This window comes from Leisingera sp. XS_AS12, from assembly GCF_041224635.1.
Lineage (GTDB): Bacteria > Pseudomonadota > Alphaproteobacteria > Rhodobacterales > Rhodobacteraceae > Leisingera.
In genome coordinates, this window is the sequence record NZ_JBGFGM010000119.1 from 49,139 (window position 1) to 72,537 (window position 23,399).

27 protein-coding genes are annotated in these 23,399 nt (G+C 66.1%); 17 read left to right on the plus strand and 10 right to left on the minus strand.

Going from position 1 to position 23,399, the window contains the following annotated elements; all coding sequences use genetic code 11:
• The first annotated feature begins 65 nt into the window (after positions 1-65).
• The 5 genes from AB9K35_RS18770 (at position 66) to AB9K35_RS18790 (ending at position 4,296) form a co-directional block, all read left to right on the plus strand.
• Complete coding sequence (locus AB9K35_RS18770; protein WP_369928457.1) at positions 66-1,769, plus strand: acyl-CoA dehydrogenase; 1,704 nt, start codon at positions 66-68, stop codon at positions 1,767-1,769.
• 5 nt (positions 1,770-1,774) lie between these two features.
• Positions 1,775-2,821, plus strand: coding sequence for an MBL fold metallo-hydrolase (locus AB9K35_RS18775; RefSeq protein WP_369928459.1), 1,047 nt, complete (start codon positions 1,775-1,777; stop codon positions 2,819-2,821).
• Positions 2,822-2,856: 35 nt separating this feature from the next.
• Positions 2,857-3,309 carry a DUF6173 family protein gene (locus tag AB9K35_RS18780; RefSeq protein WP_222456337.1) on the plus strand — a complete coding sequence of 151 codons (453 nt, stop codon included), beginning with the start codon at positions 2,857-2,859 and terminating at the stop codon, positions 3,307-3,309.
• 207 nt (positions 3,310-3,516) lie between these two features.
• The gene (locus AB9K35_RS18785; protein ID WP_222456336.1) at positions 3,517-3,651 is read left to right on the plus strand and encodes an aa3-type cytochrome c oxidase subunit IV; all 135 of its coding nucleotides are present in this window, start codon (positions 3,517-3,519) and stop codon (positions 3,649-3,651) included.
• Between the two features lie 24 nt (positions 3,652-3,675).
• On the plus strand, positions 3,676-4,296 hold the full coding sequence (locus AB9K35_RS18790; RefSeq protein WP_369928462.1) for a hypothetical protein: 621 nt from the start codon (positions 3,676-3,678) through the stop codon (positions 4,294-4,296).
• A gap of 24 nt (positions 4,297-4,320) precedes the next feature.
• On the opposite strand, the gene AB9K35_RS18795 is transcribed toward AB9K35_RS18790, so the two are convergent.
• Both AB9K35_RS18795 and AB9K35_RS18800 read right to left on the minus strand, forming a co-directional pair.
• Positions 4,321-4,650 carry an AzlD domain-containing protein gene (locus tag AB9K35_RS18795; protein ID WP_369928464.1) on the minus strand — a complete coding sequence of 110 codons (330 nt, stop codon included), beginning with the start codon at positions 4,648-4,650 and terminating at the stop codon, positions 4,321-4,323.
• Positions 4,647-5,375 carry an AzlC family ABC transporter permease gene (locus AB9K35_RS18800; protein ID WP_369928466.1) on the minus strand — a complete coding sequence of 243 codons (729 nt, stop codon included), beginning with the start codon at positions 5,373-5,375 and terminating at the stop codon, positions 4,647-4,649. Before AB9K35_RS18800 ends, AB9K35_RS18795 begins: the two co-directional genes overlap by 4 nt.
• 64 nt (positions 5,376-5,439) lie before the next feature.
• On the opposite strand from AB9K35_RS18800, the gene AB9K35_RS18805 reads away from it, so the two are divergent.
• From AB9K35_RS18805 to glp, 4 genes are all read left to right on the plus strand, one after another.
• Positions 5,440-6,312 carry a formate dehydrogenase accessory sulfurtransferase FdhD gene (locus tag AB9K35_RS18805; protein ID WP_369928551.1) on the plus strand — a complete coding sequence of 291 codons (873 nt, stop codon included), beginning with the start codon at positions 5,440-5,442 and terminating at the stop codon, positions 6,310-6,312.
• Positions 6,313-6,448: 136 nt separating this feature from the next.
• On the plus strand, positions 6,449-7,087 hold the full coding sequence (mobA, locus tag AB9K35_RS18810) for a molybdenum cofactor guanylyltransferase MobA (protein WP_369928468.1): 639 nt from the start codon (positions 6,449-6,451) through the stop codon (positions 7,085-7,087).
• The gene (gene mobB / locus AB9K35_RS18815; RefSeq protein WP_369928470.1) at positions 7,084-7,575 is read left to right on the plus strand and encodes a molybdopterin-guanine dinucleotide biosynthesis protein B; all 492 of its coding nucleotides are present in this window, start codon (positions 7,084-7,086) and stop codon (positions 7,573-7,575) included. Before mobA ends, mobB begins: the two co-directional genes overlap by 4 nt.
• Before the next feature lie 68 nt (positions 7,576-7,643).
• Positions 7,644-8,900 carry a gephyrin-like molybdotransferase Glp gene (gene glp, locus AB9K35_RS18820; RefSeq protein WP_369928472.1) on the plus strand — a complete coding sequence of 419 codons (1,257 nt, stop codon included), beginning with the start codon at positions 7,644-7,646 and terminating at the stop codon, positions 8,898-8,900.
• Positions 8,901-9,072: 172 nt separating this feature from the next.
• On the opposite strand, the gene AB9K35_RS18825 is transcribed toward glp, so the two are convergent.
• The 3 genes from AB9K35_RS18825 to AB9K35_RS18835 all read right to left on the minus strand — a co-directional run bounded on the left by AB9K35_RS18825 (position 9,073) and on the right by AB9K35_RS18835 (position 11,239).
• Positions 9,073-10,122: a hypothetical protein gene (locus AB9K35_RS18825; RefSeq protein ID WP_369928474.1), complete on the minus strand. Its 1,050-nt coding sequence runs from the start codon at positions 10,120-10,122 to the stop codon at positions 9,073-9,075.
• Positions 10,123-10,142: 20 nt separating this feature from the next.
• The gene (greA, locus tag AB9K35_RS18830) at positions 10,143-10,613 is read right to left on the minus strand and encodes a transcription elongation factor GreA (RefSeq protein WP_222456327.1); all 471 of its coding nucleotides are present in this window, start codon (positions 10,611-10,613) and stop codon (positions 10,143-10,145) included.
• Between the two features lie 245 nt (positions 10,614-10,858).
• Entirely contained in the window at positions 10,859-11,239 is a 381-nt protein-coding gene (locus tag AB9K35_RS18835; RefSeq protein ID WP_369928476.1) for a VOC family protein, read from the minus strand.
• Between the two features lie 97 nt (positions 11,240-11,336).
• Here AB9K35_RS18835 and soxR point away from each other — a divergent pair, with 97 nt between their 5' ends.
• The 4 genes from soxR (at position 11,337) to AB9K35_RS18855 (ending at position 16,291) form a co-directional block, all read left to right on the plus strand.
• Positions 11,337-11,804: a redox-sensitive transcriptional activator SoxR gene (gene soxR / locus AB9K35_RS18840; protein WP_369928478.1), complete on the plus strand. Its 468-nt coding sequence runs from the start codon at positions 11,337-11,339 to the stop codon at positions 11,802-11,804.
• 172 nt (positions 11,805-11,976) lie between these two features.
• Positions 11,977-13,623 carry a 4Fe-4S dicluster domain-containing protein gene (locus AB9K35_RS18845; RefSeq protein WP_369928480.1) on the plus strand — a complete coding sequence of 549 codons (1,647 nt, stop codon included), beginning with the start codon at positions 11,977-11,979 and terminating at the stop codon, positions 13,621-13,623.
• Positions 13,624-13,758: 135 nt separating this feature from the next.
• The gene (locus tag AB9K35_RS18850; protein WP_369928482.1) at positions 13,759-15,480 is read left to right on the plus strand and encodes a tetratricopeptide repeat protein; all 1,722 of its coding nucleotides are present in this window, start codon (positions 13,759-13,761) and stop codon (positions 15,478-15,480) included.
• A complete protein-coding gene (locus AB9K35_RS18855; RefSeq protein ID WP_369928484.1) occupies positions 15,470-16,291 on the plus strand; it encodes a 4-(cytidine 5'-diphospho)-2-C-methyl-D-erythritol kinase in 822 nt (273 codons plus the stop codon). Before AB9K35_RS18850 ends, AB9K35_RS18855 begins: the two co-directional genes overlap by 11 nt.
• Before the next feature lie 179 nt (positions 16,292-16,470).
• Here AB9K35_RS18855 and AB9K35_RS18860 read toward each other — a convergent pair whose 3' ends face one another.
• On the minus strand, positions 16,471-17,457 hold the full coding sequence (locus AB9K35_RS18860; RefSeq protein ID WP_369928486.1) for a polyprenyl synthetase family protein: 987 nt from the start codon (positions 17,455-17,457) through the stop codon (positions 16,471-16,473).
• A gap of 69 nt (positions 17,458-17,526) precedes the next feature.
• On the opposite strand from AB9K35_RS18860, the gene AB9K35_RS18865 reads away from it, so the two are divergent.
• From AB9K35_RS18865 to AB9K35_RS18875, 3 genes are all read left to right on the plus strand, one after another.
• Positions 17,527-17,742 carry a DUF2007 domain-containing protein gene (locus AB9K35_RS18865; protein ID WP_222456321.1) on the plus strand — a complete coding sequence of 72 codons (216 nt, stop codon included), beginning with the start codon at positions 17,527-17,529 and terminating at the stop codon, positions 17,740-17,742.
• The gene (locus AB9K35_RS18870; protein WP_369928489.1) at positions 17,739-18,503 is read left to right on the plus strand and encodes a tRNA1(Val) (adenine(37)-N6)-methyltransferase; all 765 of its coding nucleotides are present in this window, start codon (positions 17,739-17,741) and stop codon (positions 18,501-18,503) included. Before AB9K35_RS18865 ends, AB9K35_RS18870 begins: the two co-directional genes overlap by 4 nt.
• 248 nt (positions 18,504-18,751) lie before the next feature.
• Positions 18,752-18,925 carry a DUF465 domain-containing protein gene (locus tag AB9K35_RS18875; RefSeq protein WP_222456319.1) on the plus strand — a complete coding sequence of 58 codons (174 nt, stop codon included), beginning with the start codon at positions 18,752-18,754 and terminating at the stop codon, positions 18,923-18,925.
• A 124-nt stretch (positions 18,926-19,049) separates the two neighbouring features.
• Here the strand turns inward: AB9K35_RS18875 and AB9K35_RS18880 are convergent, their stop codons facing one another.
• Positions 19,050-19,913 (minus strand): DMT family transporter, encoded by an 864-nt coding sequence (locus AB9K35_RS18880; protein ID WP_369928491.1) that lies wholly within the window; start codon positions 19,911-19,913, stop codon positions 19,050-19,052.
• The gene (locus tag AB9K35_RS18885; RefSeq protein ID WP_222456317.1) at positions 19,910-20,857 is read right to left on the minus strand and encodes a transcriptional regulator GcvA; all 948 of its coding nucleotides are present in this window, start codon (positions 20,855-20,857) and stop codon (positions 19,910-19,912) included. Before AB9K35_RS18885 ends, AB9K35_RS18880 begins: the two co-directional genes overlap by 4 nt.
• A gap of 114 nt (positions 20,858-20,971) precedes the next feature.
• Between AB9K35_RS18885 and AB9K35_RS18890 the strand changes: the two genes are divergently transcribed.
• Positions 20,972-21,121: a hypothetical protein gene (locus AB9K35_RS18890; RefSeq protein ID WP_369928493.1), complete on the plus strand. Its 150-nt coding sequence runs from the start codon at positions 20,972-20,974 to the stop codon at positions 21,119-21,121.
• A 113-nt stretch (positions 21,122-21,234) separates the two neighbouring features.
• On the opposite strand, the gene phbB is transcribed toward AB9K35_RS18890, so the two are convergent.
• Both phbB and AB9K35_RS18900 read right to left on the minus strand, forming a co-directional pair.
• Positions 21,235-21,957 carry an acetoacetyl-CoA reductase gene (gene phbB, locus AB9K35_RS18895; RefSeq protein ID WP_222456315.1) on the minus strand — a complete coding sequence of 241 codons (723 nt, stop codon included), beginning with the start codon at positions 21,955-21,957 and terminating at the stop codon, positions 21,235-21,237.
• Between the two features lie 202 nt (positions 21,958-22,159).
• On the minus strand, positions 22,160-23,335 hold the full coding sequence (locus AB9K35_RS18900) for an acetyl-CoA C-acetyltransferase (RefSeq protein WP_369928495.1): 1,176 nt from the start codon (positions 23,333-23,335) through the stop codon (positions 22,160-22,162).
• Between the last annotated feature and the right edge of the window lie 64 nt (positions 23,336-23,399).

The following is a 23,399-nucleotide window of genomic DNA, read 5'->3' on the forward strand; positions in this document are numbered from 1 at the left end:
GCCGGCTCGGGGATGCCAAGACCGCCCGATGCAAACGACCCGTCCAGACCACCAAAGGATGCGCCATGACCTTCCGTTCCCCCGTTGCCGAGTATGAATTTCTGCTGAAACATGTTGCCGGCTACGACCGGATCGCCGCGACCGACCGCTTTGCCGATGCAACTGCGGATGTCGTCAGCGCCATCCTGACCGAGGCAGGCAAGATGTGTGACGGCGTGATGGCTCCGTTGCAGCGCGACGGGGATCTGACGCCGGCCCGCCTGGAAAACGGGGTGCTGCGGACCTCTCCCGGGTTTGCCGAGGGTTACAAGGCGATTGCCGAAGGGGGCTGGATCGGCATCAGCGCGCCAGAGGAATATGGCGGCATGGGGCTGCCACTGACCCTGGCGACCGCGGTGAACGAGATGATGGCGGGGGCCTGCCTGTCGTTGCAGCTCGCTCCGCTGATGAGCCAGGGCCAGATCGAGGCGCTGGAGCACCACGCCTCGGATGCGCTGAAGGAACTGTACCTGCCCAAGCTGATTTCGGGCGAATGGTCGGGCACCATGAACCTGACCGAGCCGCAGGCCGGTTCCGACGTTGGCGCGCTCAGCTCCAAGGCGGTGGCGAATGGCGATGGCACCTACGCGGTGACGGGGCAGAAGATCTTCATCTCCTGGGGTGACAATGACTTCTGCGAGAACGTCTGCCACCTGGTGCTGGCGCGACTGCCCGACGGCGTGCCGGGGACCAAGGGCATCTCGCTGTTCATGGTGCCGAAATACCTGCCCGATGCCGACGGCAATCCGGGCAAGGCCAACGATCTGAAGGTGGTCAGCCTGGAGCACAAGATGGGCCTGCACGGCTCGCCCACCTGCGTGATGCAATATGACGGCGCCACCGGCTGGCTGGTCGGCAAGGAGCACGGCGGCATGGCGGCGATGTTCACCATGATGAACAACGCGCGGCTGGGGGTTGGCGGCCAGGGTGTTGGCGCGGGCGAAGGGGCCTACCAGCAGGCGCTGGCCTATGCGCTGGAGCGCAAGCAGGGCAAATCCGCCAGCGGCGTTATTGCCGACCACGCCGATGTGCGCCGCATGCTGATGGAAATGAAGGCCGATCTGTTTGCCTCCCGCGCCATCCTGCTGGCCTGTGCGCAGGCCATCGACATGCAGACGGCCACCGGGGACGCGGTCTGGGCCGCGCGGGCCGCTTTCCTCACGCCGATCGCCAAGGCCTTTGGCACCGACACCGGCATCCGGGTGGCGGAAACCGGGGTGCAGGTGCACGGCGGCATGGGCTTCATCGAGGAAACCGGCGCCGCGCAGTTCTACCGTGATGTGCGGGTGACCGCGATCTACGAAGGCACCAACGGCATCCAGGCAATGGACCTCGTGGCGCGCAAGATGATGGACGGGGGTGAAGCCGCCTTTGCCCTGATGGAGGAAATCGAAGAGCAGGCCGAACGCGCCCGCGCCAGCCACCCCAACATGGCCGAAGCTGTCTGGCAGGCCTGCGAATCCCTGCGCGAGGCCAGCGAATGGCTGGTGGCCCAGAAAGACCTGCAGGACCGGTTTGCCGGAGCGGTGCCGTTCCTCAAGGCCTTTGCCCGGGTTCTGGGCGGTCACTACCACCTCGCCGCCGCGATGGCCGATCCGGGCGGCGCGCGCGAGAAACTGGCGCGCTTCTACATCAACCGGATGCTGCCCGAACACGCTGGCCTGCTGGCCCATGCACAGGCCGGGGCGGAAGGGGCCTTCGCTCTGAGCCTGGACGAGCTGGCAGGGTAAGCCCGATGACCAGCGTTCCCGACGTCGCCCCGCGCACCCCCTGGCAGGACCCCCCGGCCGAGGGGGAGGCGATCGAGGTGGCCGAAGGTGTGCTGTGGATGCGCCTGCCGCTGCCGATGAAGCTCGATCACGTCAACGTCTATGCGCTTGATGACGGCGACGGTTGGACGGTGATTGATACCGGCATGAACAGCCGCCGCAGCCGCGCGATCTGGGAGCGGCTCATGACCGGCCCGCTGGGCGGCAAGCCGGTGCGCCGGGTGGTGGTGACCCACCACCATCCCGATCACATCGGCCTCGCGGGCTGGTTCCAGCGCGCGCACGGGGCCGAGCTGGTCACCACCCGCACTGCCTGGCTGTTTGCCCGCATGCTGACGCTGGATGTGCAGGAAGCCTGGCCGGAGGAAACACTCGCCTTTTATCGCAGTGCGGGCATGGACCGCGCGTTCTACGACAAGCGCGCGGCTGAGCGCCCCTTCAATTTCGCCGACACCGTGCATCCCATGCCGCTGGGCTTTACCCGCATCCGGCAGGATGACGTGATCCGCATGGGCGGTCGCGACTGGGACGTGCATATCGGCAACGGCCACGCGCCTGAACATGCCACGTTCTGGAGCCGCGATGACAACCTGGTGCTGACCGGCGACCAGATCCTGTCGACCATCAGCCCCAACATCGGCGTCTATGCCACCGAGCCGATGGCCGATCCGCTGGGCGAGTGGCTGGAGGCCTGCGAGCGGCTGGCGCCGCTGGCGCGCCCCGAGCACCTGGCGCTGGGCGGGCACAAGCTGCCGTTCTCACGCCTGCCGCTCCGGATGCAGCAGCTGATCGGCAATCACCACGGCGCGCTGGAACGGCTGCGCGAGCATCTGAACCAGCCCCGCACCGCCGCGGATTGCTTCTCCGTTCTGTTCAAGCGCACGATTGGCGAAGGGGAATACGGCCTTGCACTGGTCGAGTCGGTGGCCCATGTAAATCACCTGTACCACATTGGTCAGGTGACCCGCTGGAAACGCGAGGACGGCGCCTGGCTCTACCAGAACCGGGGGTAACGCACCTTCGGGCGACATCACCATCGGGGGGAAGCATGGACAACGAAATTTCAACCAGCGCCGAGGCGGCCGAGGCCGCGATCCTGCCCTGCGTGCACGAGGTCCACGCCGATCCCGAGGCCTGCGCCGGGCTGACCAAGGTACCGGAACGCCTGCAGCAGCCGGATGCCACCAAAAGCGCGTCGCGCTGGGCGTATGAACGGCTGATCCTCTACATCCAGAATTTCGAGAAGCAGCTGGACAGCGAACACGAAGTCGCCATGGGCTTTGCCGGTGGCGACGCCGGCGTGCTGCGGATCGAGGGCATCGGCTATTTCGATCCCGACATCATCACCTTCTACGGCAGCGAGGCCAACGGCACCAAGACACAGCTGGTGCAGCATGTCAGCCAGCTCAACGTCATGCTGCGCGCGGTGCCCAAGCTGCGGCAGGCGGAACCGGCAAACCGGATCGGCTTCCGGCTGGCGTCCGATCTGGACGCGGTCTGAGGCGCGTCCGATTCGCGCCAACGCGGCGGCAGGGCTGGCCGCAACGGCCAGCTCGACGCTGCTCGGTGGCAATTGTGGCCCACTGGCCCCTGTCAGCTCGTGCCGGGGCGGCGATTTGTGGCAGCTGCGCCGGAATGACGTGGTGACAGCCCGGGCCAAATCCAGTAATCAGCGGCAAAACGCACGCGAATTTTGAGGGATACGCACATGGCTGAACATCAGCACGGCTCCATGGACATCACCACTCAGGAAAAGGTCTATGCAGGGTTTTTGACTTTCATCACCCGCTCCTGCATCGCGCTGGTCTTCTTCGCGCTGTTCCTGGCGATCTTCGCAACCTGATCTCCTGATCCAAGGACGGTGCCGATGCGCAAACTGCTGTGTCTTGGCGCGGCGCTGCTGGCGCTCGCGGGCTGTGCTGCGCCGCAGCAACCCAATGCGGACGCCGCAACGCTGGCGCAGGTGGCCTATCGCCACCCCGGCCCGCCCAAGCTCACTCTTTATACGATGATCAACAACCGCACCGGCAGGGGCGGTCACACCTCGTTGATGATCAATGCCTCCGAGCGGGTGATCTTCGATCCTGCGGGCTCTTTCTACGCCCCAGTGGTGCCGGAGCGGAACGACGTGCTCTACGGGATCACCCCGGCGGTGGAAAAGGCCTACCGCGGGTCGCACGCGCGCAGCACCTTCCACGTGATGGTTCAGGAGGTTGAGGTCACGCCGGAGCAGGCCCAGCAGGCCTATCAGCTGGCGGTGACCAACGGTCGGGTGCCGGGGGCCTTCTGTGCCCAGGCTACGGCGGCGATCCTGCAGCGGATCCCGGGGTTCGAATCCGTTGAACGCACCTTCTACCCGGAAAAACTGGCGGAGCAGTTTGCCACTTTGCCGGGCGTGCGCACCACCCGCTATTACGAAGACGACAGCGCCGATCTCAAGGACGGGATCGCCCGCAGCAACGCCGAGCTGGCCGCCACCGTCAACTGATGGGGCGGCCCGGCGCGCAGCGCGTCATGCGGCGAGATACAGTAACAGCAATGACACGCCGCCCGCAGCCAGCGCATACAGCACGTTGCGGGTCACATAGCCGACCGTGAAGGTCGCGGCCGCGGCCGCGAAATGGATCAGGCTCGGTGTGCCGTCGGTCGGGGCAGGCCAGACCACCAGCGGCGCCACCAGCGCGGGCAGCACCGCAACCGCGGTATAGCGAAGATGCCGCATCAGCCAGGGCGCAATCGGGCGTCCCCCCATGAAACCCAGAAACACGAAGCGCAGCGCATAGCTGCCAAGCGCCAGTCCGGCGATGACGGTCCAAAGGACCGGGTTGGGGATGCTGCTCATTTCAGGGTCTCCGCCTTCGATTTCTGTCGCTCCAGCCACAATTCTGCCTGCGCCCCGGCAATCATGCCAGCGATCCCTGCAACGATCAGACCCAGGTTGTAGGGCAGCATCGCCGCGGGCAGGGATGTCGCGACCGCCACCAGGCAGGCCACGATATGCGCCGGGGTGCGCAGCATCGGCCCGATCATCGTCAGGAACGCCAGCGGCAGTACGAAATCCACGCCCCAGCTCTCAGGGATGCGGCTGCCCGCCATGACCCCGGCCACGGTCGCAATCACCCAGGCCGGGGTGACGATGCCATTGGTGCCCAGGAAATAGGCCATGCGCTGCGCGGTGGTCATTCGCGGCTCGTTTTCGAATTTCACGATCGACAGCGCATAGGACTGATCGACCACGAAATAGGCCGCCAGTGCTCGCTGCCACATGGGCGCATCGCCAAGGTAGGGCGTCAGCGAGGCGGAATACATCGCCATCCGCAGGTTCACCGCCAGCGCCGATACCAGAACGATCAGCAGCGGCGCATTCTCCTGCATCAGCTGCAACGCGGTAAACTGGGCGGCGCCGGCAAAGACTGCCAGCGAAAATGCAAAGGCTTCCGGTACGATCAACCCGGCCTCGGCGGCGAGCACCCCGAACAGGAAACCGAAGGGCGAGGCCATGAAGAGAAACGGCGCGCTGTCGCGAAAGCCTTGCCAAAAGGCAGATTTGGTGGTGGAGCTTGCCATCTGTGCGTCCTAGATTGCCTGCATCCGGCCTACGCCGGACGCAGGAGGAATGCAATTGGTGAGCATGGATATCACGTCAGAATATCTGATCGCCCCCGGGGTCTCGAACCCCCGGCTGACCCGCGCTGTCACCGGCACCGATCAGAACGGCGAGGCCCTCGAGATCGCCGTGGTCGAGGAGCGCCCGCTGACCATCTTCCTGAACTCGCAGGAAATTGTCACCGCCATGACCATCGGCGACTATCCGGAATATCTGGCGCTGGGGTTTCTGCGCAATCAGCGGATGCTGCGCGACGGCGATGAGGTCACCCGCGTCGATTACGACGAGGATCTGGAAACCGTGGTGGTGCGCACCGCCGTTGAAACCAGCCACGAGGAGAAGCTGAAGAAGAAAACCCGCACCTCCGGCTGCGCGGTCGGCACCGTCTTCGGCGACATGATGGAGGGGCTGGAGGATGTGCGCCTGCCCGAAGCGGAGATCCGCACCTCTTGGCTGTATGCGCTGGCGCATAAGATCAACCGCACCCCCTCGCTGTATCTCGAGGCAGGGGCGATCCACGGCACCGTGCTGTGCCATCAGGACCGCCCGCTGGTCTATATGGAGGACGTCGGCCGCCACAATGCGGTGGACAAGATCGCCGGCTGGATGCTGTCCGAAGGCGCCGATCCCGCGGACAAGATCCTCTATACAACCGGCAGGCTGACGTCGGAGATGGTGATCAAGACCGCGATGATGGGCATCCCGGTGCTGGCCTCGCGCTCCGGCTTCACGGCCTGGGGCGTGGAAATCGCTCGCGAGGTCGGCCTCACCCTGATCGGCCGGATGCGAGGCCAGCGGTTCATCTGCCTCTCGGGCGAGGAGCGGCTGGTCCGCGACATGGACCCCAAGGACGCGCCGGTGGAGGAAAAGAAGCACCGTCGGAAGAGTGCGGAATGACTGTTCGGCGATATAGAGACAAGGGCAGCGCTCGGCCCGACGGGGAGGGCGAGAAGCGCCCGCGCCGTGGGGAGCGGGACGGGCGCTGCCCGGCCTACCGGTCGGGCGGCTTTTCAAAAGCTGGAGACCCCGAAAGATGACCCAACCCCTCGGCGTAATCCTCGCAGGCGGCCTCGCCACCCGAATGGGCGGCGGCGACAAGGGGCGGCTGCAGGTCGGTGGCCAAAGCCTGCTCTCCCGCGTCATCGACCGGCTCTCGCCGCAGGTCGCGGGCATGGCGCTCAACGCCAATGGCGACCCGGAACGTTTCGCCGACCTCCGCCTGCCGGTCATTGCCGACTCGATCGAGGGCTTCGCCGGTCCGCTGGCGGGCGTACTCGCAGGTCTCGACTGGGCCGCAGACCAGGGCGCGGAGACCATCGTCACCGCCGCCGCCGACACGCCGTTCTTCCCGCAGGATCTGGTCGCGCGGCTGACTGCAGCAGCCGACGGAATGGATCACCCGCTGGTAATGGCTGTGACCCCGCGTACTGGCGACGAGGCCTTGAAATCCGGCGGCGGCAAGCGTGTGAACCGCCACCCGGCCTTCGGCCTCTGGCCCGTTGCCCTGCGCGACGACCTGCGCGCGGCGCTGCAGGTCGGTCTGCGCAAGGTGGTGCTCTGGACCGACCGGCACCAGGGCCGCGAGGCATTGTTCGAGGCGGAGCCTTTCGACCCGTTCTTCAACATCAACACGCCCGAGGATCTGGCCCGGGCCGAGGCGCTGCTGGCATGAAGATCTACGGCGTCACTGGCTGGAAGAACAACGGCAAGACCGGTCTGATGGAGCGGCTGGTGGCCGAGATCACCGCCCGCGGGCTGAGGGTCTCTACCATCAAACACGCCCATCACGGTGCCGATGTGGACCGGCCCGGCACCGACAGCCATCGCCACCGCATGGCCGGCGCGGCAGAGGTGGTGCTGGCCAGCCCCGCCCGCATCGCCCTCATGCAGGAGCTGCGCGGCCAGCCGGAGCCGCCGCTGGCGGACTTGCTGGCACGGCTCTCTCCGGTCGATCTGGTGCTGGTCGAGGGCTACAAGCGCGAAGCCCACCCCAAGATCGAAGCCCACCGCCAGGCGGCCGGGACCGAACTGATCGCGCCGGGGGATGACAGTATTCGCGCGGTTGCCAGCGATGTGCCGCTAGACCTCGACCGGCCGGTGTTCGATCTGGATGATACCGTGGCCATTGCCGATTTCCTGCTGGCCGATATCGGCCTGTGAAACTGGCCTGTGCAACTGGCCTGTGACGTCCAGGCTGTGATGGCTCCAACCCTTTGAGGCTGCCCGAGATGACCCTGACCCCGCCCCCCCTCAGCAACGATTGTTTTGCCCTGCCCGCGGGGGTCGACTGGACGCCGGTGGATGACGCGCTGGAGCTGCTGCGCACGCGGCTGACGCCGGTCATGGGGGCTGAGACCGTGCCGCTGGAGGCAGCATTGGGCCGGGTGCTGGCGCAGGATGTGGCAGCCCGGCGCGCCAACCCGCCGCAGCCGAACACGGCGGTGGACGGCTACGGCTTTGCGGGCGGACGACCCGCGGGCGCGCATGTGCTGCCGCTGGTTGAGGGGCGGGCGGCAGCGGGCGTGCCCTTTGATGGCGCGGTGCCTGCAGGGCAGGCGATCCGGGTGCTGACCGGCGCGGCGCTGCCCGATGGGGTCGATACCGTGATCCTCGAGGAGGACGTGAACACGGATGGTCGCCAGATCGCCTTCAACGGGCCGCTGAAGCAAGGCGCCAACACCCGCCGCGCGGGCGAGGACGTGCAGGCAGGCGCGGTGATCCTGACCGCGGGCCGGGTGATCACCCCCGCCGATCTGGCACTGGCCGCCGCCACGGGGCTGGCAGAGCTGCCGGTGCGCCAGCCCTTGCGTGTCGGTGTGCTTTCCACCGGGGACGAGCTGGTCGAGGCGGGGATGCCCGCGGGGCCAGGCCAGATCTATGACGCCAACCGGCCGATGCTGCTGGCGCTGCTGCGGCAGATGGGATTTCAGGCACTGGATCTGGGGCGGGCGGCGGACGATCGCGGCGATTTGCGCGCCCGGCTGGACGATGCAGCGGCGCGCGCCGATGTGATCCTGACCTCCGGCGGTGCCTCAGCCGGGGACGAGGACCATGTCTCCGCGCTGCTGCGCGAGGCCGGTGCAATGCAGGAATGGCGTATCGCGCTGAAACCGGGCCGCCCGCTGGCGCTGGGGATGTGGCAGGGCACGCCGGTCTTCGGCCTGCCGGGTAACCCTGTGGCGGCGCTGGTCTGCACGCTGATCTTTGCGCGCCCGGCGATGGGGCTGATGGCGGGGGCAGGCTGGCAGCGCCCGCAGGGATTTGAGGTGCCGGCCGGGTTCGAAAAACGCAAGAAACCGGGCCGCCGCGAATACCTGCGTGCCCGGATGCGCGATGGCCGCGCGGAGGTCTTCGCCTCCGAAGGCTCCGGCCGCATCAGCGGGCTCAGCTGGGCCGAGGGGCTGGTCGAACTGCCGGACGGTGCCGTGCATGTGAAACCGGGCGATCCGGTGCGCTTCATCCCCTATGGCAGTTTCGCGATGTAACGGTCGGTCTCCCGCCCGCGGGCCGGCGCATCGCAGATGCTTGCCCGCCGTTGGGCCGGGCGCCGCGCTTGGGCGCGGCGGGCAGGTCTCATGGTTCTGAAGCCATACATTCGTCGTCGAAAGCCGCGCCCGTACGGGCAACAGGGGCGAACTGATTGTGTCCGGGTGTGGCTCAGTCGAAGGTGCCGGCCACCCGGCCCAACAGCATGAAGGCGCGCGCGGTGCGAGTATTGGCAAGGGCCGAGATATCGCTGTCGGTGGCCTCGGCCTCGAAGTCGGCAAACATCTGGTCGAACCGCCGCAGGAAGTGATGCGCGGCGTCGCGGAAAATCGGATCCTGCTTCATCCGCGCGGCCGTCAGCGCCAACGAGCTGCGATCGCGCACGCCGCCAAGCGCCGCCACCGCCCGGCCACGGGCACCCTGGGCGAACTGGCGCCAGACCTCGGGGCGCGCCATGTCGGGGCGCAGATCATCCATGTAGATGCCGTCCTGGCTCAGCAGGGTCAGAACATCCTGCGCCGCCTGGATCACCTGCGCCGTCTTGCGGTCCTTCAGTGCTGCGCGCAGGGCGGCAAAGCCTTCGGTGTCCTCGGCGGTTTCGGGAAAGTTCAGCGCGCGGATGAACTGGTCCGCCGCCAGCGGCGGCGCCGCTTCCTCGGCGGGGGTGTCCAGCGCCAGGGAGCCCTGCTCGGCGGCCGTCATTTCGGCAGCCGCGGCGGGAATCGCGGGCCGGGTCGGCTGGTTGCGGCGGCTGGTGTGGAACGTGGCGAGGGCGGTTTCGGTCTTGCGGGTCGCTTCGGCGATTTCTTCCAGCCGCTTGGCCACCGAGGGTTCGGCCACCGCGGCCTGCTGCTGCGCCTGGGTCAGATAGGTCTGGCGCAGCCCGTCAATGGCGGCTTGCAGCTGCTCGCATTCCTCGCGCACGACGCGGGCCGAGCGCGCGGCCGAGGCCGCCACCCACAGCATCGCGAGCGGCAGTACCAGGGCCAGGATGGCGACGATCCGGTCGCCCCATTCGGCCAGTCCGCTGTCCTGCGGCGCAAACAGGTACAGCCCCGCCGCCACCGCCAGCCACAAGGCCCCCAGCCCGATCGCGACCAGCTCGGCACCGCCCAGACCGTTGCCGGGAGGGCCGTCAAGCCGCGGCAGCGGGCGACCGCTGCTGAAGGCGCTGCCGCTGCCGGAACTGCTGTTGGGTCCTGTGCTGCTGGGGCCTGTCATCTGGGCTGCCGTTTTGCGGATCAGGAATAGACGATCTTGAGGATTTCATAGGACCGCTCGCCACCGGGCGTGCGCACCTCGACGCTGTCCCCCTCTTCCTTGCCGATCAGGGCGCGGGCGATGGGGGATTTGATGTTCAGCAGGCCCGCCTCGATGTTGGCTTCGTGCTCGCCGACGATCTGCCAGCACTTTTCCTCGTCAGTGTCCTCGTCGACCACGGTCACCTTGGCGCCGAACTTGACCGAGCCGGACAGCTTGGCCGGGTCGATCACGTCAGCCAGCGACAGCAGGCCTTCCAGCTCCTTGATGCGGCCTTCGATGAAGGACTGCTTTTCGCGGGCCGAGTGGTACTCGGCGTTTTCCGACAGGTCACCCAGCTCGCGTGCTTCGGCGATGGCCTGGATGATGGCCGGACGTTCGACCGACTTGAGAGTCTTCAGTTCGCTTTCCAGCGCGGCGTGACCCGTGGGGGTCATCGGGATCTTTTCCATGAGATTGGTCCAGGTCGCTTAGTGTTCTTGTCAGGTGGAAAACCGGAGCCCCGCAGCATAAGCCGCGGGGCGTCCGATCCGGTTGACAGATACCTGACCCAATCCCGCGCCCGATTTCAAGTGGGCGCGGGCCGCTTGCGGGCGCTTATTGCCGCAAACGGGGGATTTTACGCGGGTTTTCCACAGCTTTGCGCGGAATAATGCCGCCTGCGCCGCCGCCGCGCAGCGCCGCTTGCCACATCAGATCAATCATATTGCACCGCCTCGAATTCAATGCCGTTTTCATCGTGGAAATAGAACCGGCGCCCGGGTTCGTAGTCGCCGTGGTTGATCGGGGTGAAGCCCGCAGCCTTGACCGCGTCCTCGGTGGCGTCGAGGTCCGGCACGATCACTGCCAGATGGTTCAGCCCGCCGATGATGCCATAGCTTTCGGGCGCCTTGCTCGCGGCTGAGGGGGGCGCGTAGAGCGCCAGGTAGCTGTTGGACTCACCGACGTGCACGCTGTAGCCGCCGTTCTTGGCCGCGCCCTCCCAGCGAATGTGCCAGCCAAAGACTTTCTGCATCCAGGCGGCGGTGCCATGGGGGTCGGCGACGGTGACATTGGCGTGTTCCAGAACTGCGCTCATCAGAAATCTCCTGTGTTTGGATTTGAAAAACGGTTGATGCGAGTCACCGTAATTTCTAAACTTAACTTTAGCTCAAGCATTTTCTTCAGGAGGTCCGATGCCCCCGTCCGCAGGCATATCCATCGGTTACCTGGCCGAACGCACCGGCCTCGCCGTCTCGGCCATTCGCTATTACGAGGCGCAGGGGCTGGTGGAGCCCTGGCGCAACGCGGGCGGCCAGCGCCGCTTTCACCGCGCCGACATCCGGCGGCTCAGCTTCATCATGATCGCGCAGCAGTTCGGGTTTTCACTGCCGCAAATCCGCGGTTTCCTGCGCGGCCTGCCGAACGGGCGCACCCCGACCAAGCAGGACTGGGCCGAGATCTCGGAAAACTTCCGCGACCTGCTGGACCAGCGAATCGAAACTCTCGTGAAACTGCGCGACAATCTGGACGGCTGCATCGGCTGCGGTTGCCTGTCGCTGTCTTCCTGCAAGCTCTACAACCCTGACGACCGCGCCGCGGCAAAGGGCAAGGGGCCAAGATATCTGATGGGAGACAGCCCCGAGACGGAAAATGATCCTTGAATGGCGAATTTGGACGCACTTTTTGTCTCAGTTGCCTGTTTTACAACCCGTGACGCGGTGTTTGGATTGACCCGGCAGCCTGCCACCAGCTAAGCAACCGCGAAAGAAAATTGCGCCCACCTACCTCTCGTGGTGGAGCCGGTAGCGAAGACAAAGCCAAGGAGCGCCGCAAATGGCCGAGATTGAACGCGAAGCGATGGAATACGACGTGGTGATCGTCGGGGCCGGTCCCGCCGGCTTGTCTGCTGCCATCCGCTTGAAACAGCTGGATTCCGACCTCGAAGTGGTGGTGCTGGAAAAAGGGTCCGAAGTGGGCGCGCATATCCTGTCGGGCGCGGTTCTGGACCCCTGCGGCCTGGATGCGCTGATCCCCGACTGGAAGGAAAAAGGCGCGCCGCTGAACGTGCCGGTTAAGGAAGACAACTTCCTGATGCTGGGCGAGGCAGGGCAGGTCCGCATCCCCAACTTCCCGATGCCGCCGCTGATGAACAACCACGGCAACTACATCGTGTCGATGGGCAACGTCTGCCGCTGGATGGCCGAACAGGCCGAGGCGCTTGGGGTCGAGATCTTCCCCGGCATGGCCTGCTCCGAACTGGTCTATGGCGATAACGGTGAGGTAAAGGGCGTGATCGCGGGCGAGTTCGGCAAGAACCCCGACGGCACCCCCGGTCCGGCCTATGAACCCGGCATGGAGCTGCACGGCAAATACGTCTTCCTCGGCGAGGGCGTGCGCGGTTCGCTGTCCAAGGAAGTGATCGCCAAATATGGCCTGTCGGACGGCAAGGAGCCGCAGAAATACGGCATCGGCATGAAGGAGATCTGGGAGATCGACCCGGCCAAGCACAAGGAAGGCACCGTGACCCACACCATGGGCTGGCCGCTTGGCAAGAACGCGGGCGGCGGCTCGTTCATCTACCACCTGGACAACAACCAGGTCTATGTCGGCTTCGTGGTGCACCTGAACTACAAGAACCCGCACCTGTTCCCCTACATGGAATTCCAGCGCTTCAAGCACCACCCGGTGGTGGCCGACCTGCTGAAGGGCGGCAAGCGGGTGGCCTACGGTGCCCGGGCGATCACCGAGGGTGGCTGGCAGTCGATGCCGAAACTGGTCGCGCCGGGCGTGGCGCTTCTGGGCTGTGCCGCGGGCATGGTCAACGTGCCGCGCATCAAGGGCAACCACAACGCGATGCTGTCGGGCAAGGCCGCGGCGGAAGCCGCTTATGAGGCGATCAAGGCCGAGCGCTCGGGCGACGAACTGGCCGCCTACGAGGCCGAGGTCCGCAACGGCGCCATCGGCGAAGACCTGAAGAAGGTCCGCAACGTGAAGCCGATGTGGTCCAAGTGGGGGCTCACAGCGTCCTTGATGCTGGGCGGTCTGGACATGTGGACCAACACCTTCGGCTTTTCCTTCTTTGGCACGCTGGGCCACGGCAAGAACGATGCCGAAGCGACCGAGGAAGCCTCCAAGCACCAGCCGATCGACTATCCCAAGCCCGATGGCGTGCTGTCCTTCGACCGCTTGACCAACGTCAGCTTCTCGATGACCAATCACGAGGAAAGCCAGCCCTGCCACCTGCGTCTCGGCAACCAGGACACCCCGATCAAGGTGAACCTGCCGAAATTCGCGGAGCCGGCGCAGCGCTACTGCCCGGCCGGTGTCTACGAAGTGGTCGAAAAGGACGGCCAGCCGGAGTTCGTCATCAACTTCCAGAACTGTGTCCACTGCAAGACCTGCGACATCAAGGATCCCAGCCAGAACATCACCTGGACCACGCCGCAGGGCGGGGACGGGCCGAATTACCCCAACATGTAACGCGTATTTTACGCATTCGGCGTGGTTTTGCCGGAAATTCGGGGCGGCCTTCGGGCCGCCCCATTGCGTGTTTGTGGGCAGCGGACTACGCTTTCGGGGTAACGCCAGAGTAGTAAATCTCAAAGGGGGTCCCGCGTGCCCGTATCCATCTACCGCAGCCTGACCGGGGCGGCTCTTCTCGCCGTCTGCGCCGTCTTTCCGCCTGCCGTGCAGGCCAGCGGGCTGGCCGGTTCCTACCTGGCCGGTCGCGCCGCCAAATACGAAAATGATTTTGCCGCGGCTGCGCTCTATTACACGCAGGCGCTGGCACGCGATCCCCAGAACCCGCTGTTGATGGAAAACGTGGTCTTTGCCCAGCTCGCCATGGGCCGGATTGACGCCGCGGTGCCGGTGGCCAAGCGGTTGCTGCAGGCCGGTGCGCGCAGCCAGGTCGGCAATGTGGTGATCGCTGGCAGCCATGCCCTCAACGAAAATTTCGAGGCCATCCTGGCCCGCGACCCTGAGTTGGAGGCGATCCACCCGCTGGTCGATGGCTTGCTCGAAGCCTGGGCGCATGTCGGCGTGGGGTCGGTATCCAACGCGTTGAAGACGTTCGATGAGCTGGCCGAGGACGACAGCCTCAGGCCCTTCGTGCTCTATCACCGGGCGCTGGCGCTGGCCTCTGCGGGTGACTACGGCGGCGCCAATGCGCTGTTTGCCGCGGACGAGGGACGCCTGAGTGGCCTCAGCCGCCGGGCGGCAATTGCGCGGGTGCAGATCCTGTCGCAGCTGGGCCGCAATGACGAGGCCCGCGAGGCCCTGCACGCGGCCTTCTCCGATCGGCTCGACCCGGGGCTGGCGGCGCTGGAGGCGCAGTTGCAGGCCGGTGAAACCTTGGCCTTCACCATTGCTCCGACGCCGCGCGATGGCATTGCCGAGGTGTTCTTTACGCTGGGGGCAGCGTTGAATGGCGATACCGCCAACGACTACGTGCTGATGTACGCCCGCATCGCGGCTGCGATGCGACCCGACCACGTGGACGCGCTTCTGCTCAGCGCCAGCTTGCTGGACCAGATGGGGCGCTATGAACTGTCCGTCGCCACGTACCGGCAGGTGCCCAGTGGCCACCCGGACTACCACGCGGCCGAAATGGGGCGCGCCGAGGCGCTGCGCCGCGCGGCGAAACCCGAAGCCGCCGCCGAGGTGCTGGCCCAGCTGAGCCGCGCCTTCCCCGACCAGGCCAGCGTCTACATCAGCCTTGGCGACCTGTTGCGTCAGCAGGAAGACTACGCGGGGGCCATCGACGCCTATGACACCGCGCTTGAACATCTCCCCGAAGAGTCCGACAGCCGCTGGTTCCTGCTCTATGCCCGTGGCATCTGCCATGAACGGCTGGATCAGTGGGAGCAGGCCGAGGCCGACTTCCGCGCCTCGCTCGAGCTGGAGCCGGACCGGCCACAGGTGCTGAACTATCTCGGCTATTCGCTGGTGGAAAAGCAGATCAAGCTGGACGAGGCGCTGGACATGATCGAACGCGCCGTCGCCGCGCGGCCGGACAGTGGCTACATCGTCGACTCGCTGGGCTGGGTGCTGTTCCGCCTCGGCCGCTTCGAAGAGGCGGTCGCGCACATGGAGCGCGCGGTCGAGCTGATGCCGGTGGACCCCGTGGTCAATGACCATCTGGGGGACGTTTACTGGGCGGTGGGTCGCGCCCGCGAGGCGGAGTTCCAGTGGAAGCGGGCGCTGTCCTTCATCGACCCCGCCGACACGGATGGCGAAGCCGATCCGGACCGCATCCGTCGCAAGCTGCAAATCGGTCTCGACGCGCTGCTGGCCGAGGAGGGCGCTCAACCCCTGAAGGTCGCCAATGGTGGTTGAGGTCTTTGCCCCGGCCAAGATCAACCTGACCCTGCATGTGACCGGCCGCCGCGATGACGGCTATCACCTGCTGGATTCGCTGGTGGTCTTTGCCGATGTCGGCGACCGGCTGCGGCTGGAGCCGGGACCGGAGCTGGCGCTGGAGGTCTCCGGTCTGTTTGCCAGGGGCGTGCCGACGGATGCGCGCAACCTCGTGTGGCGCGCGGCCGAGGGCGCGGGCTGGCGCGGACGCATTCACCTCGACAAGCACCTGCCGCATGGGGCGGGCATCGGCGGTGGGTCGTCTGATGCCGCGGCGCTGCTGAAGGCCGTAGCCGGGCAGGGCGCAGAGATCCCCGCAGAGCTGCCGCTGTCGCTCGGCGCCGATGTGCCGGTCTGCATGGCCGCCCGCGCTGCCCGCATGCAGGGCATCGGCGAAGGCGTCACCCCGACCGACCTGCCGCCGCTCCATGCGCTGCTGGTCAATCCGGGCGAGCATGTGCCCACCGGTGCCGTCTTCAACGGGCTGGAGACGCGGGAAAACCCGCCGATGCCCGAGGCGCTCCCCGCCTTCACCGGTACCGAGGATTGCGCAGCCTGGCTGCAGGAACAGCGCAATGACCTGGAGGCCCCGGCGCGCCGACTGGCGCCAGAGATCGACCGCACCCTCTCCGACCTGCGCGACTCCCGGCAGGCACTGCTCGCGCGCATGTCCGGCTCCGGCGCCACCTGCTTTGCACTGTATCCGACAAAAAAGGCCGCCCATATGGCGGCCTATGAGATCGGCGCGGAGCATCCCGATTGGTGGTGCAGCGTGGTCACCCTGACCTGACCGGCCCCTCCACGGACCGAAGGCTCCCGCCCGCGGCGCGGCGCATCACGGATGCTTGTCCGCCGTTGGGACGCGCGCCGCGCTGACGCACGGCGCGTCATCGTCCGTCCATTCACCTTTGCAAAAATACTCCGGGGTGAGCGCCAGCGGCGCGAGGGGCAGCGCCCCTCCAGACCCCGTCAGTGCAGCCGTGCCACCACGTAGTCGGCCAGATCGCTCAGCATGCCGCGGATCGCGTGATCGGGCAGTGTCTGCAGCGCCGCGCGCGCCTTGGCGGCCCAGGCCAGCGCATCCTGCCGCGTCGCCTCCAGCGTGCCGTATTTCGCCATCAGCGCCAGCGCCTGCTCCAGGTCGCCGTCCTGCTGCTTGCCCTTCTCGATGGTGCGCGTCCAGAAGGCTCGTTCCTCTTCGGTCGCCTGCGCCACCGCCTTGATCACCGGCAGCGTCAGCTTGCGCTCGCGGAAATCATCGCCGACGTTCTTGCCGGTCGCCTTGGTGTCGCCTTGGTAATCCAGCAGATCATCGGCGATCTGGAAGGCAATCCCGAGCGCGTCGCCATAATCAAACAGCGCCTGCACCTGATCCTCCGGCGCACCGGCAATGACGCCGCCCACCTCGGTCGCGGCCGAGAACAGCGCCGCGGTCTTGCCGCGCACCACCTGCAGATAGACATCTTCGTCCGTCTTCAGGTTCGAGGCGGCGGTCATCTGCAGCACCTCTCCCTCGGCTATGGTGGCCGAGGCATTGGCAAGGATGTCCAGCACCCGCAGGTTCTCGGTCTCGACCATCAGCTGGAAGCTTCGGGCAAACAGGTAGTCGCCGACCAGCACGGAGCTTTTGTTGTCCCACAGCAGGTTCGCGGTGGGCCGCCCGCGGCGCTGGCCGCTCTCGTCCACCACGTCGTCATGCAGCAGCGTGGCGGTGTGGATGAACTCCACCGTCGCCGCCAGCTTCAGGTGATGCTCGCCCTCGTAGCCGCACAGACGCGCCGCCGCCAGCGTCAGCATTGGCCGCAGCCGCTTGCCGCCGGCCTCGACCAGATGCGCGGTGACCTCGGGGATGCGCGGGGCATGACGTGAAGCCATCCGGTCGCGGATCAGCGCGTTCACCGCCTCCAGTTCCTGGCTCAGCGTGGCGGCCAGCATCTCATGCGGCTTCTTGGTCATCACTTGGTCAATCACATTCCCGCCTGCGAGGCTCGACAAGGCAGGCGCCTTGCCCTTAGATCCTGTTCCATGAAAGAGCTTTTGCGCAGCACCGATCCGACGATCATGGCCTTTGCCTCCGCCCTTCTTGAGGGTGAGGATATAGACTGCTTTCAAATGGACGTAAATATGAGCATCCTGGAAGGTGGCATCGGCATTTTCCCCCGCCGCCTGATGGTGCGTGCGGATGATTACGACGCGGCGCTGGTGGTGATGCGCGACAACGACATTCCCCTGGGCAGATGACGGGTTTTGCCGACAACGAGCTGAGCCGCAACGGGTTTCTGGGCGGCCGGGTGCAACTGTGGCAGCCCCTGGCGGGTTACCGCGCCGGGGTGGACCCGGTGCTGCTGGCGGCCAGCGTTCCGGCGCGGCCCAAGGACGCGGTGCTGGAGCTGGGCTGTGGCGCGGGCCAGGCCCTGCTGTGTCTGGGCGCACGGGTGCCGCAGCTGTCGCTGACCGGCGTGGAACTGCAACCGTCCTATGCCGATCTCGCCCGGCGCAACGCCGCCGCCAACGCCCAGCCGATGGAAGTCTTCGAGGCGGATCTTTCGGCGCTGCCCGAGGCGCTGAAGCAGCGTCAGTTCACCCATGTCATCGCCAACCCGCCCTATTACAAGCCGGGCGCCCACAGCCCGGCCCGCGATGCCGGGCGGCAGGTGGCGCTGGGCGAGCGCACCCCGTTGGCCGCGTGGATCCGCACCGCCGCCCGGCGGCTGGCGCACCGGGGCTACCTGCACATGATCCAGCGGGCCGATCGGCTGCCGGACATGCTCACGGCCTGCGCAGACTGTCTGGGCTCGGTCGAGGTGCTGCCGCTGGCGCCGCGGCAAAACCGCGCGGCGGAGCTGGTGATCCTGCGGGCCCGCAAGGGCGGGCGCGCAGATTTCCGTCTGCATGCGCCGCTGATTCTGCACGAAGGCGCGCGACATGAGCGCGACGGAGACAGCTACAGCCCCCAAATTCGCGCGGTGCTGCGGGACGGGGCGGCCTTGCCCTGGCCCTGAACCGGGGGCTGCCTCGCCTTTTGGCAGCCGTGCCCAGATAGGGATCCGGCGATGCGATTTCAACCTCTGCGGTGGGGGTGAATGCGGTGTGCAGCCGGAATTTGCGGGCAATTGGCGCCGGATGGGCGGCACTCGGCCGATATGAATATTTCATGACAAAAATGCTGCGGCTGCGGCGTGACAGACGCGCAAACTTGTGTTCCACTCTTCTTGTCCGAACACATCTAGCTCAACGAAGGAGGAGTGCCATGAGCCTCAGCTCGCACCTGACCGAACTTAAGAAGAAGCACGAGCATCTGAGCATGGAAGTGGAACAGGCCCAACGATCGCCGAGTACCGACGGTCTGCAAATCGCGACAATGAAGAAACAAAAGCTCAAGCTGAAGGAAGAGATTGAGCGCCTGACGGCAGAGGCCGTCTGAGGTTCCGGCCGGGCCTCGCGCCCGGCATGTAGACGAGAAGGGTCGCCCGGATACGGCGACCCTTCCTTGTTTTCCGGCCTTGCTCTGGGGCTGGAGGTTTTGCAGCTGGCGTTGCCGGGAAGCGTTAGCGCGCGGCGCTGGCACGGGCGGCAATCAGCGCCCCCGCGGTGATCAGCGCCGCGGCGACCGCCAGGCCCCAGCTCGCGGTGGCGACGCCTGCCAGCACCAGCACCAGCGTCGACAACAGCGGCGCGGCGTAGGAACTGGTGCCCAGCATCTGGATGTCCCCCTGTTTCACGCCGATGTCCCAGACATAGAAGGCCAGCCCCACCGGTCCCAGTCCCAGCAGCAGGGTCGAGACCCAGCCGAGCGTGCCCGCAGGCCAGACCGTCTCTTCCAGTGCGAAATGCAGCCCCCACGACGCCACGGCGGTCGCGAGGCAGAACACCGCCACCGAACTGGTCGGCGCGCCGCCCAGACGCCGCGACAGCACCGAGTAGCCCGACCAGGTCAGCGCGCACAACAGCGCCAGCCCGTAACCCGGCAGATACTGCGCCTGAAACCCGGCCCCGCCGCCCGAGATGATCGTTGCCGCACCGGCAAAGCCGAGCACCGCACCGATGAGATGCCCGGCCTTCAGGCGCTCCCCCGGCAGCAGGCCGGAAAGCAGCACGATCAGCAGCGGCCAGAGATAGGCAATCAGCCCGGCCTCGGCCGCGGGAGCCAGCCGCAGAGCGGAGAAATACAGGGCGTGATAGCCGAACAACCCCAACGTTCCAAAGACATAGACCCGCACCGGCACATGCCGCAGCTGGCCCAGCTTGCCGCTGGCAGCGGTCCAGACCAGCCCAAGGGTGCCCCCGATGGTAAAGCACAGCGCGTTCAGCAGCAGCGGCGGGGTCGGGGCCGAGCCCACGGTCAGCAACGCCAGCAGCGACCACAGGAGAACAGCGATGAAGCCAATGGCGGTCGCGCGGGTACGGGTCATGGTGGGGGCAGGTCCTTTGCGGGGATGATCTCGAAAGCGTCTGATATGTAAGAGGTTTTTTCGATCTCCGCAACGAACCAGTCGCGAAAGGCAGCGATCTGCGGCCGGTTCTCCGTGCCGCTGGCGCAGAGGAAGCGGAAATGCGCGTCGGTCTCGATCGCGGTCTTGAAGGGCGCCACCAGTCGGCCTGCGTGCAGGTCGGTCACGATGATCGGCCGCCGCCCCAGCGCCACGCCGACCCCGGCAAGGGCAGCGTCGATGGCATGGTCGGCCTGGGAAAACCAGGCGCCGTGGGTGGGGGTGAAATCGATCCCCTGCGAGCGGAACCACACCGGCCAGTCGCAGGGCGGATCAAGGAAGTTCAGCGACTCGTCAAACAGCAGCGGTGCTTTTGTCAGGCTTTCGGGGGTGGGGTATCGCTCGGCCATTTCCGGCGTCATCACCGGCGTCAGCCAATCCTTGCGCAGCGGCATCGCCCAGACGCCCTCGTCCGGGCCGTAGCCAAAGCGGATCGCCACATCGACCTCGTCGCGGGCAAAATCCATTTGCCGCAGCGTGGCCGAGAACCGAAGGTCGATTTCCGGGTGGCTTCGGGCGAACTCGTAGAGGCGCGGCGCCAGCCATTTCGAGGTGAGCGCAGGCCCGGCTGTCACCGTCAGCGTGGTGTTGTCCTGCAGCCTGCGGGTGGCGCGCCAGGCGGCACTCAGCCGTTCGAAGCCGTCGCGGGTGCCGGGGGCCAGCGTCTTGCCCGCTTCGGTCAGCTCCACGGCGCGGTTCAGTCGGTGAAACAACGGCTCCCCCAGGTGTTCTTCGAGCGATTTCACCTGGAAGGACAACGCCGCAGGGGTGACGTGCAGCTCCTCTGCCGCCTTGGCAAAGGACATGTGGCGGGCGGCGGCCTCAAAGGCGCGCAGGGCGGTCAGCGGGGGCAGGCGATCAGACATGTTCACATAAGTAATACTTAACCGAAGCGCGGAGAAGTCTCGTTTGTCAGTTTCTCTCGGCGCGCGCATATTCAACACATCCAAGGATACTGATCCGAACCAAGGAGGCCCGAGATGCTTGAATACTCCGCCAATGCCGCCGTCAAAACCGCCATGACCCGTGCCCATGCGGCCCGCGGAGCGGTGCTGAAACAGGCTCTGCGCTGGCTGGTGTCGAAATGCACCCAGCCGGGTCTTCGCCCCAGAGTTTCGCGCTGGGCCTGAGCGCCCGCCGCAACAGGATTTCCCGCTGAGCCTGAGCGCGCAGGGTTCTTACGGGATAGGAAAAGGGCCGGTCCTTCGGGACCGGCCCTTGCCGTTTCGAGCCTTGGCGCGGTTCAGACGAAGAACTGGGCGCCGTTGGCGGAGATCGTCGAGCCGTTGATAAAGCCCGAGTCGTCGGAGGCCAGGAAGGCCACGCAGCGGGCGATCTCTTCCGGTTCGCCCAGGCGACCGGCCGGGATCTGGCTGATGATCGATTCGCGCACCTTCTCGGGTACGGCCATGACCATCTCGGTCGCGATGTAGCCGGGGCAGACCGCGTTGGCGGTGATGCCCGCGCGGGCGCCTTCCTGCGCCAGCGATTTGACGATGCCGAGGTCACCGGCCTTGGTCGCGGCATAGTTCACCTGGGCAAACTGTCCCTTCTGACCGTTGATCGAGGAGATCACGATGACGCGACCGAACTTGCGTTCGCGCATGCCGGGCCAGACCGGGTGCACGGTGTTGAACACGCCGGTCAGGTTGGTGTCGATCACCTCCTGCCACTGCTGCGGGGTCATCTTGTGGAATGGCGCGTCGCGGGTGATGCCGGCATTGGCCACCACGATGTCGATCGGGCCAAGCTCTTCCTCGACCTTGGCGATGCCTGCCGCGCTTTCCTCGTAGCTGCCGACATTCCACTTGTAGGTCTTGATGCCGGTTTCCTCGGTGAATTTCGCCGCGGCTTCGTCATTGCCGGCATAGGTGGCTGCAACGGTGCAGCCTTGCGCCTTCAGCGCCTCGGAAATAGCTGCGCCGATGCCGCGGGAGCCGCCGGTGACGAGTGCAGTTCGTGCCATTCAAAAGTCCTCCAGTTAGTCTTCGAGTGGTAATCTTATTGTAAACTCAGGTCCAATCTAGCAACAATATTTCGCGGAGAAAATTCTGCACTGCCGCATAAAATTGTCGCACCCTCGGGCCTTCCGACTCAGATAACGTGCGAATGTAAAAGAAAAAGGGCGCCCCAAAGGGGCGCCCCGCGTATCAGCAAAAACGCGCCACTTACGGGCGCTCCACGCACATGGCGACGCCCATGCCGCCGCCGATGCACAGGGTGGCCAGACCCTTCTTGGCGCCGCGGCGCTTCATCTCGAACAAGAGCGTGTTCAGCACGCGGCAGCCGGACGCGCCGATCGGGTGGCCGATGGCGATGGCGCCGCCGTTCACGTTCACGATCGCCGGATCCCAGCCCATGTCCTTGTTCACCGCGCAGGCCTGGGCGGCAAAGGCTTCGTTGGCTTCGACCAGGTCGAGGTCGTCCACCGACCAGCCTGCCTTCTCCAGCGCCTTGCGCGAGGCAAAGACCGGACCGACACCCATGATCGACGGGTCGAGACCCGCGGTGGCGTAGGAGGCGATGCGGGCCAGCGGCTCGATGCCGCGGCGTTCGGCTTCGTCGGCGCTCATCAGCAGGGTGGCAGCGGCGCCGTCGTTCAGGCCCGAGGCATTGGCCGCGGTGACGCTGCCGTCCTTGGTGAAGGCGGGGCGCAGCTTCTGCATCGCTTCGAGGGTGGCGCCGTGACGGATGTATTCGTCCTGGTCGACCACGATGTCGCCCTTGCGGTGCTTCACGGTGAAGGGGGTGATCTCATCGGCGAACTTGCCGGCCTTCTGCGCCGCTTCCGCCTTGTTCTGCGAGGCCACGGCGAATTCATCCTGCATGTCGCGGGAGATCTGCCACTGCTCGGCCACGTTTTCGGCGGTCTGGCCCATGTGATAGCCGTTAAAGGCGTCCCACAGACCATCGCGGATCATCGTGTCGATGTATTTCATATCGCCCATCTTGTGACCGGCACGCAGATGCGCGGCATGGGGCGACAGGGTCATGTTTTCCTGGCCGCCGGCGGCGACGATGGAGGCATCACCCAGTTGGATGTGCTGGGCCCCCAGCGCCACGGCACGCAGGCCCGAGCCGCAGACCTGGTTGATGCCCCAGGCGGCACTTTCCTTGGGGAGACCGGCGTTGATATGCGCCTGGCGCGCCGGGTTCTGGCCCTGTGCGGCGGTCAGCACCTGGCCCAGGATGGTTTCCGACACCTCGGATTTGTCGACGCCGGCGCGCTCTACCACGGCTTCCAGTACCGCGGCCCCCAGGTCGTGGGCGGGGGTGTTGGCGAATGCGCCGCCGAAGGAGCCGACAGCGGTGCGCGCGGCAGATGCGATTACAACATTGGTCATTGGTTTTGATCCTCAGCCATCAATTCAGGTCTCAGGGAGGGGGGAGCTGCGCCGGGCGTTCACG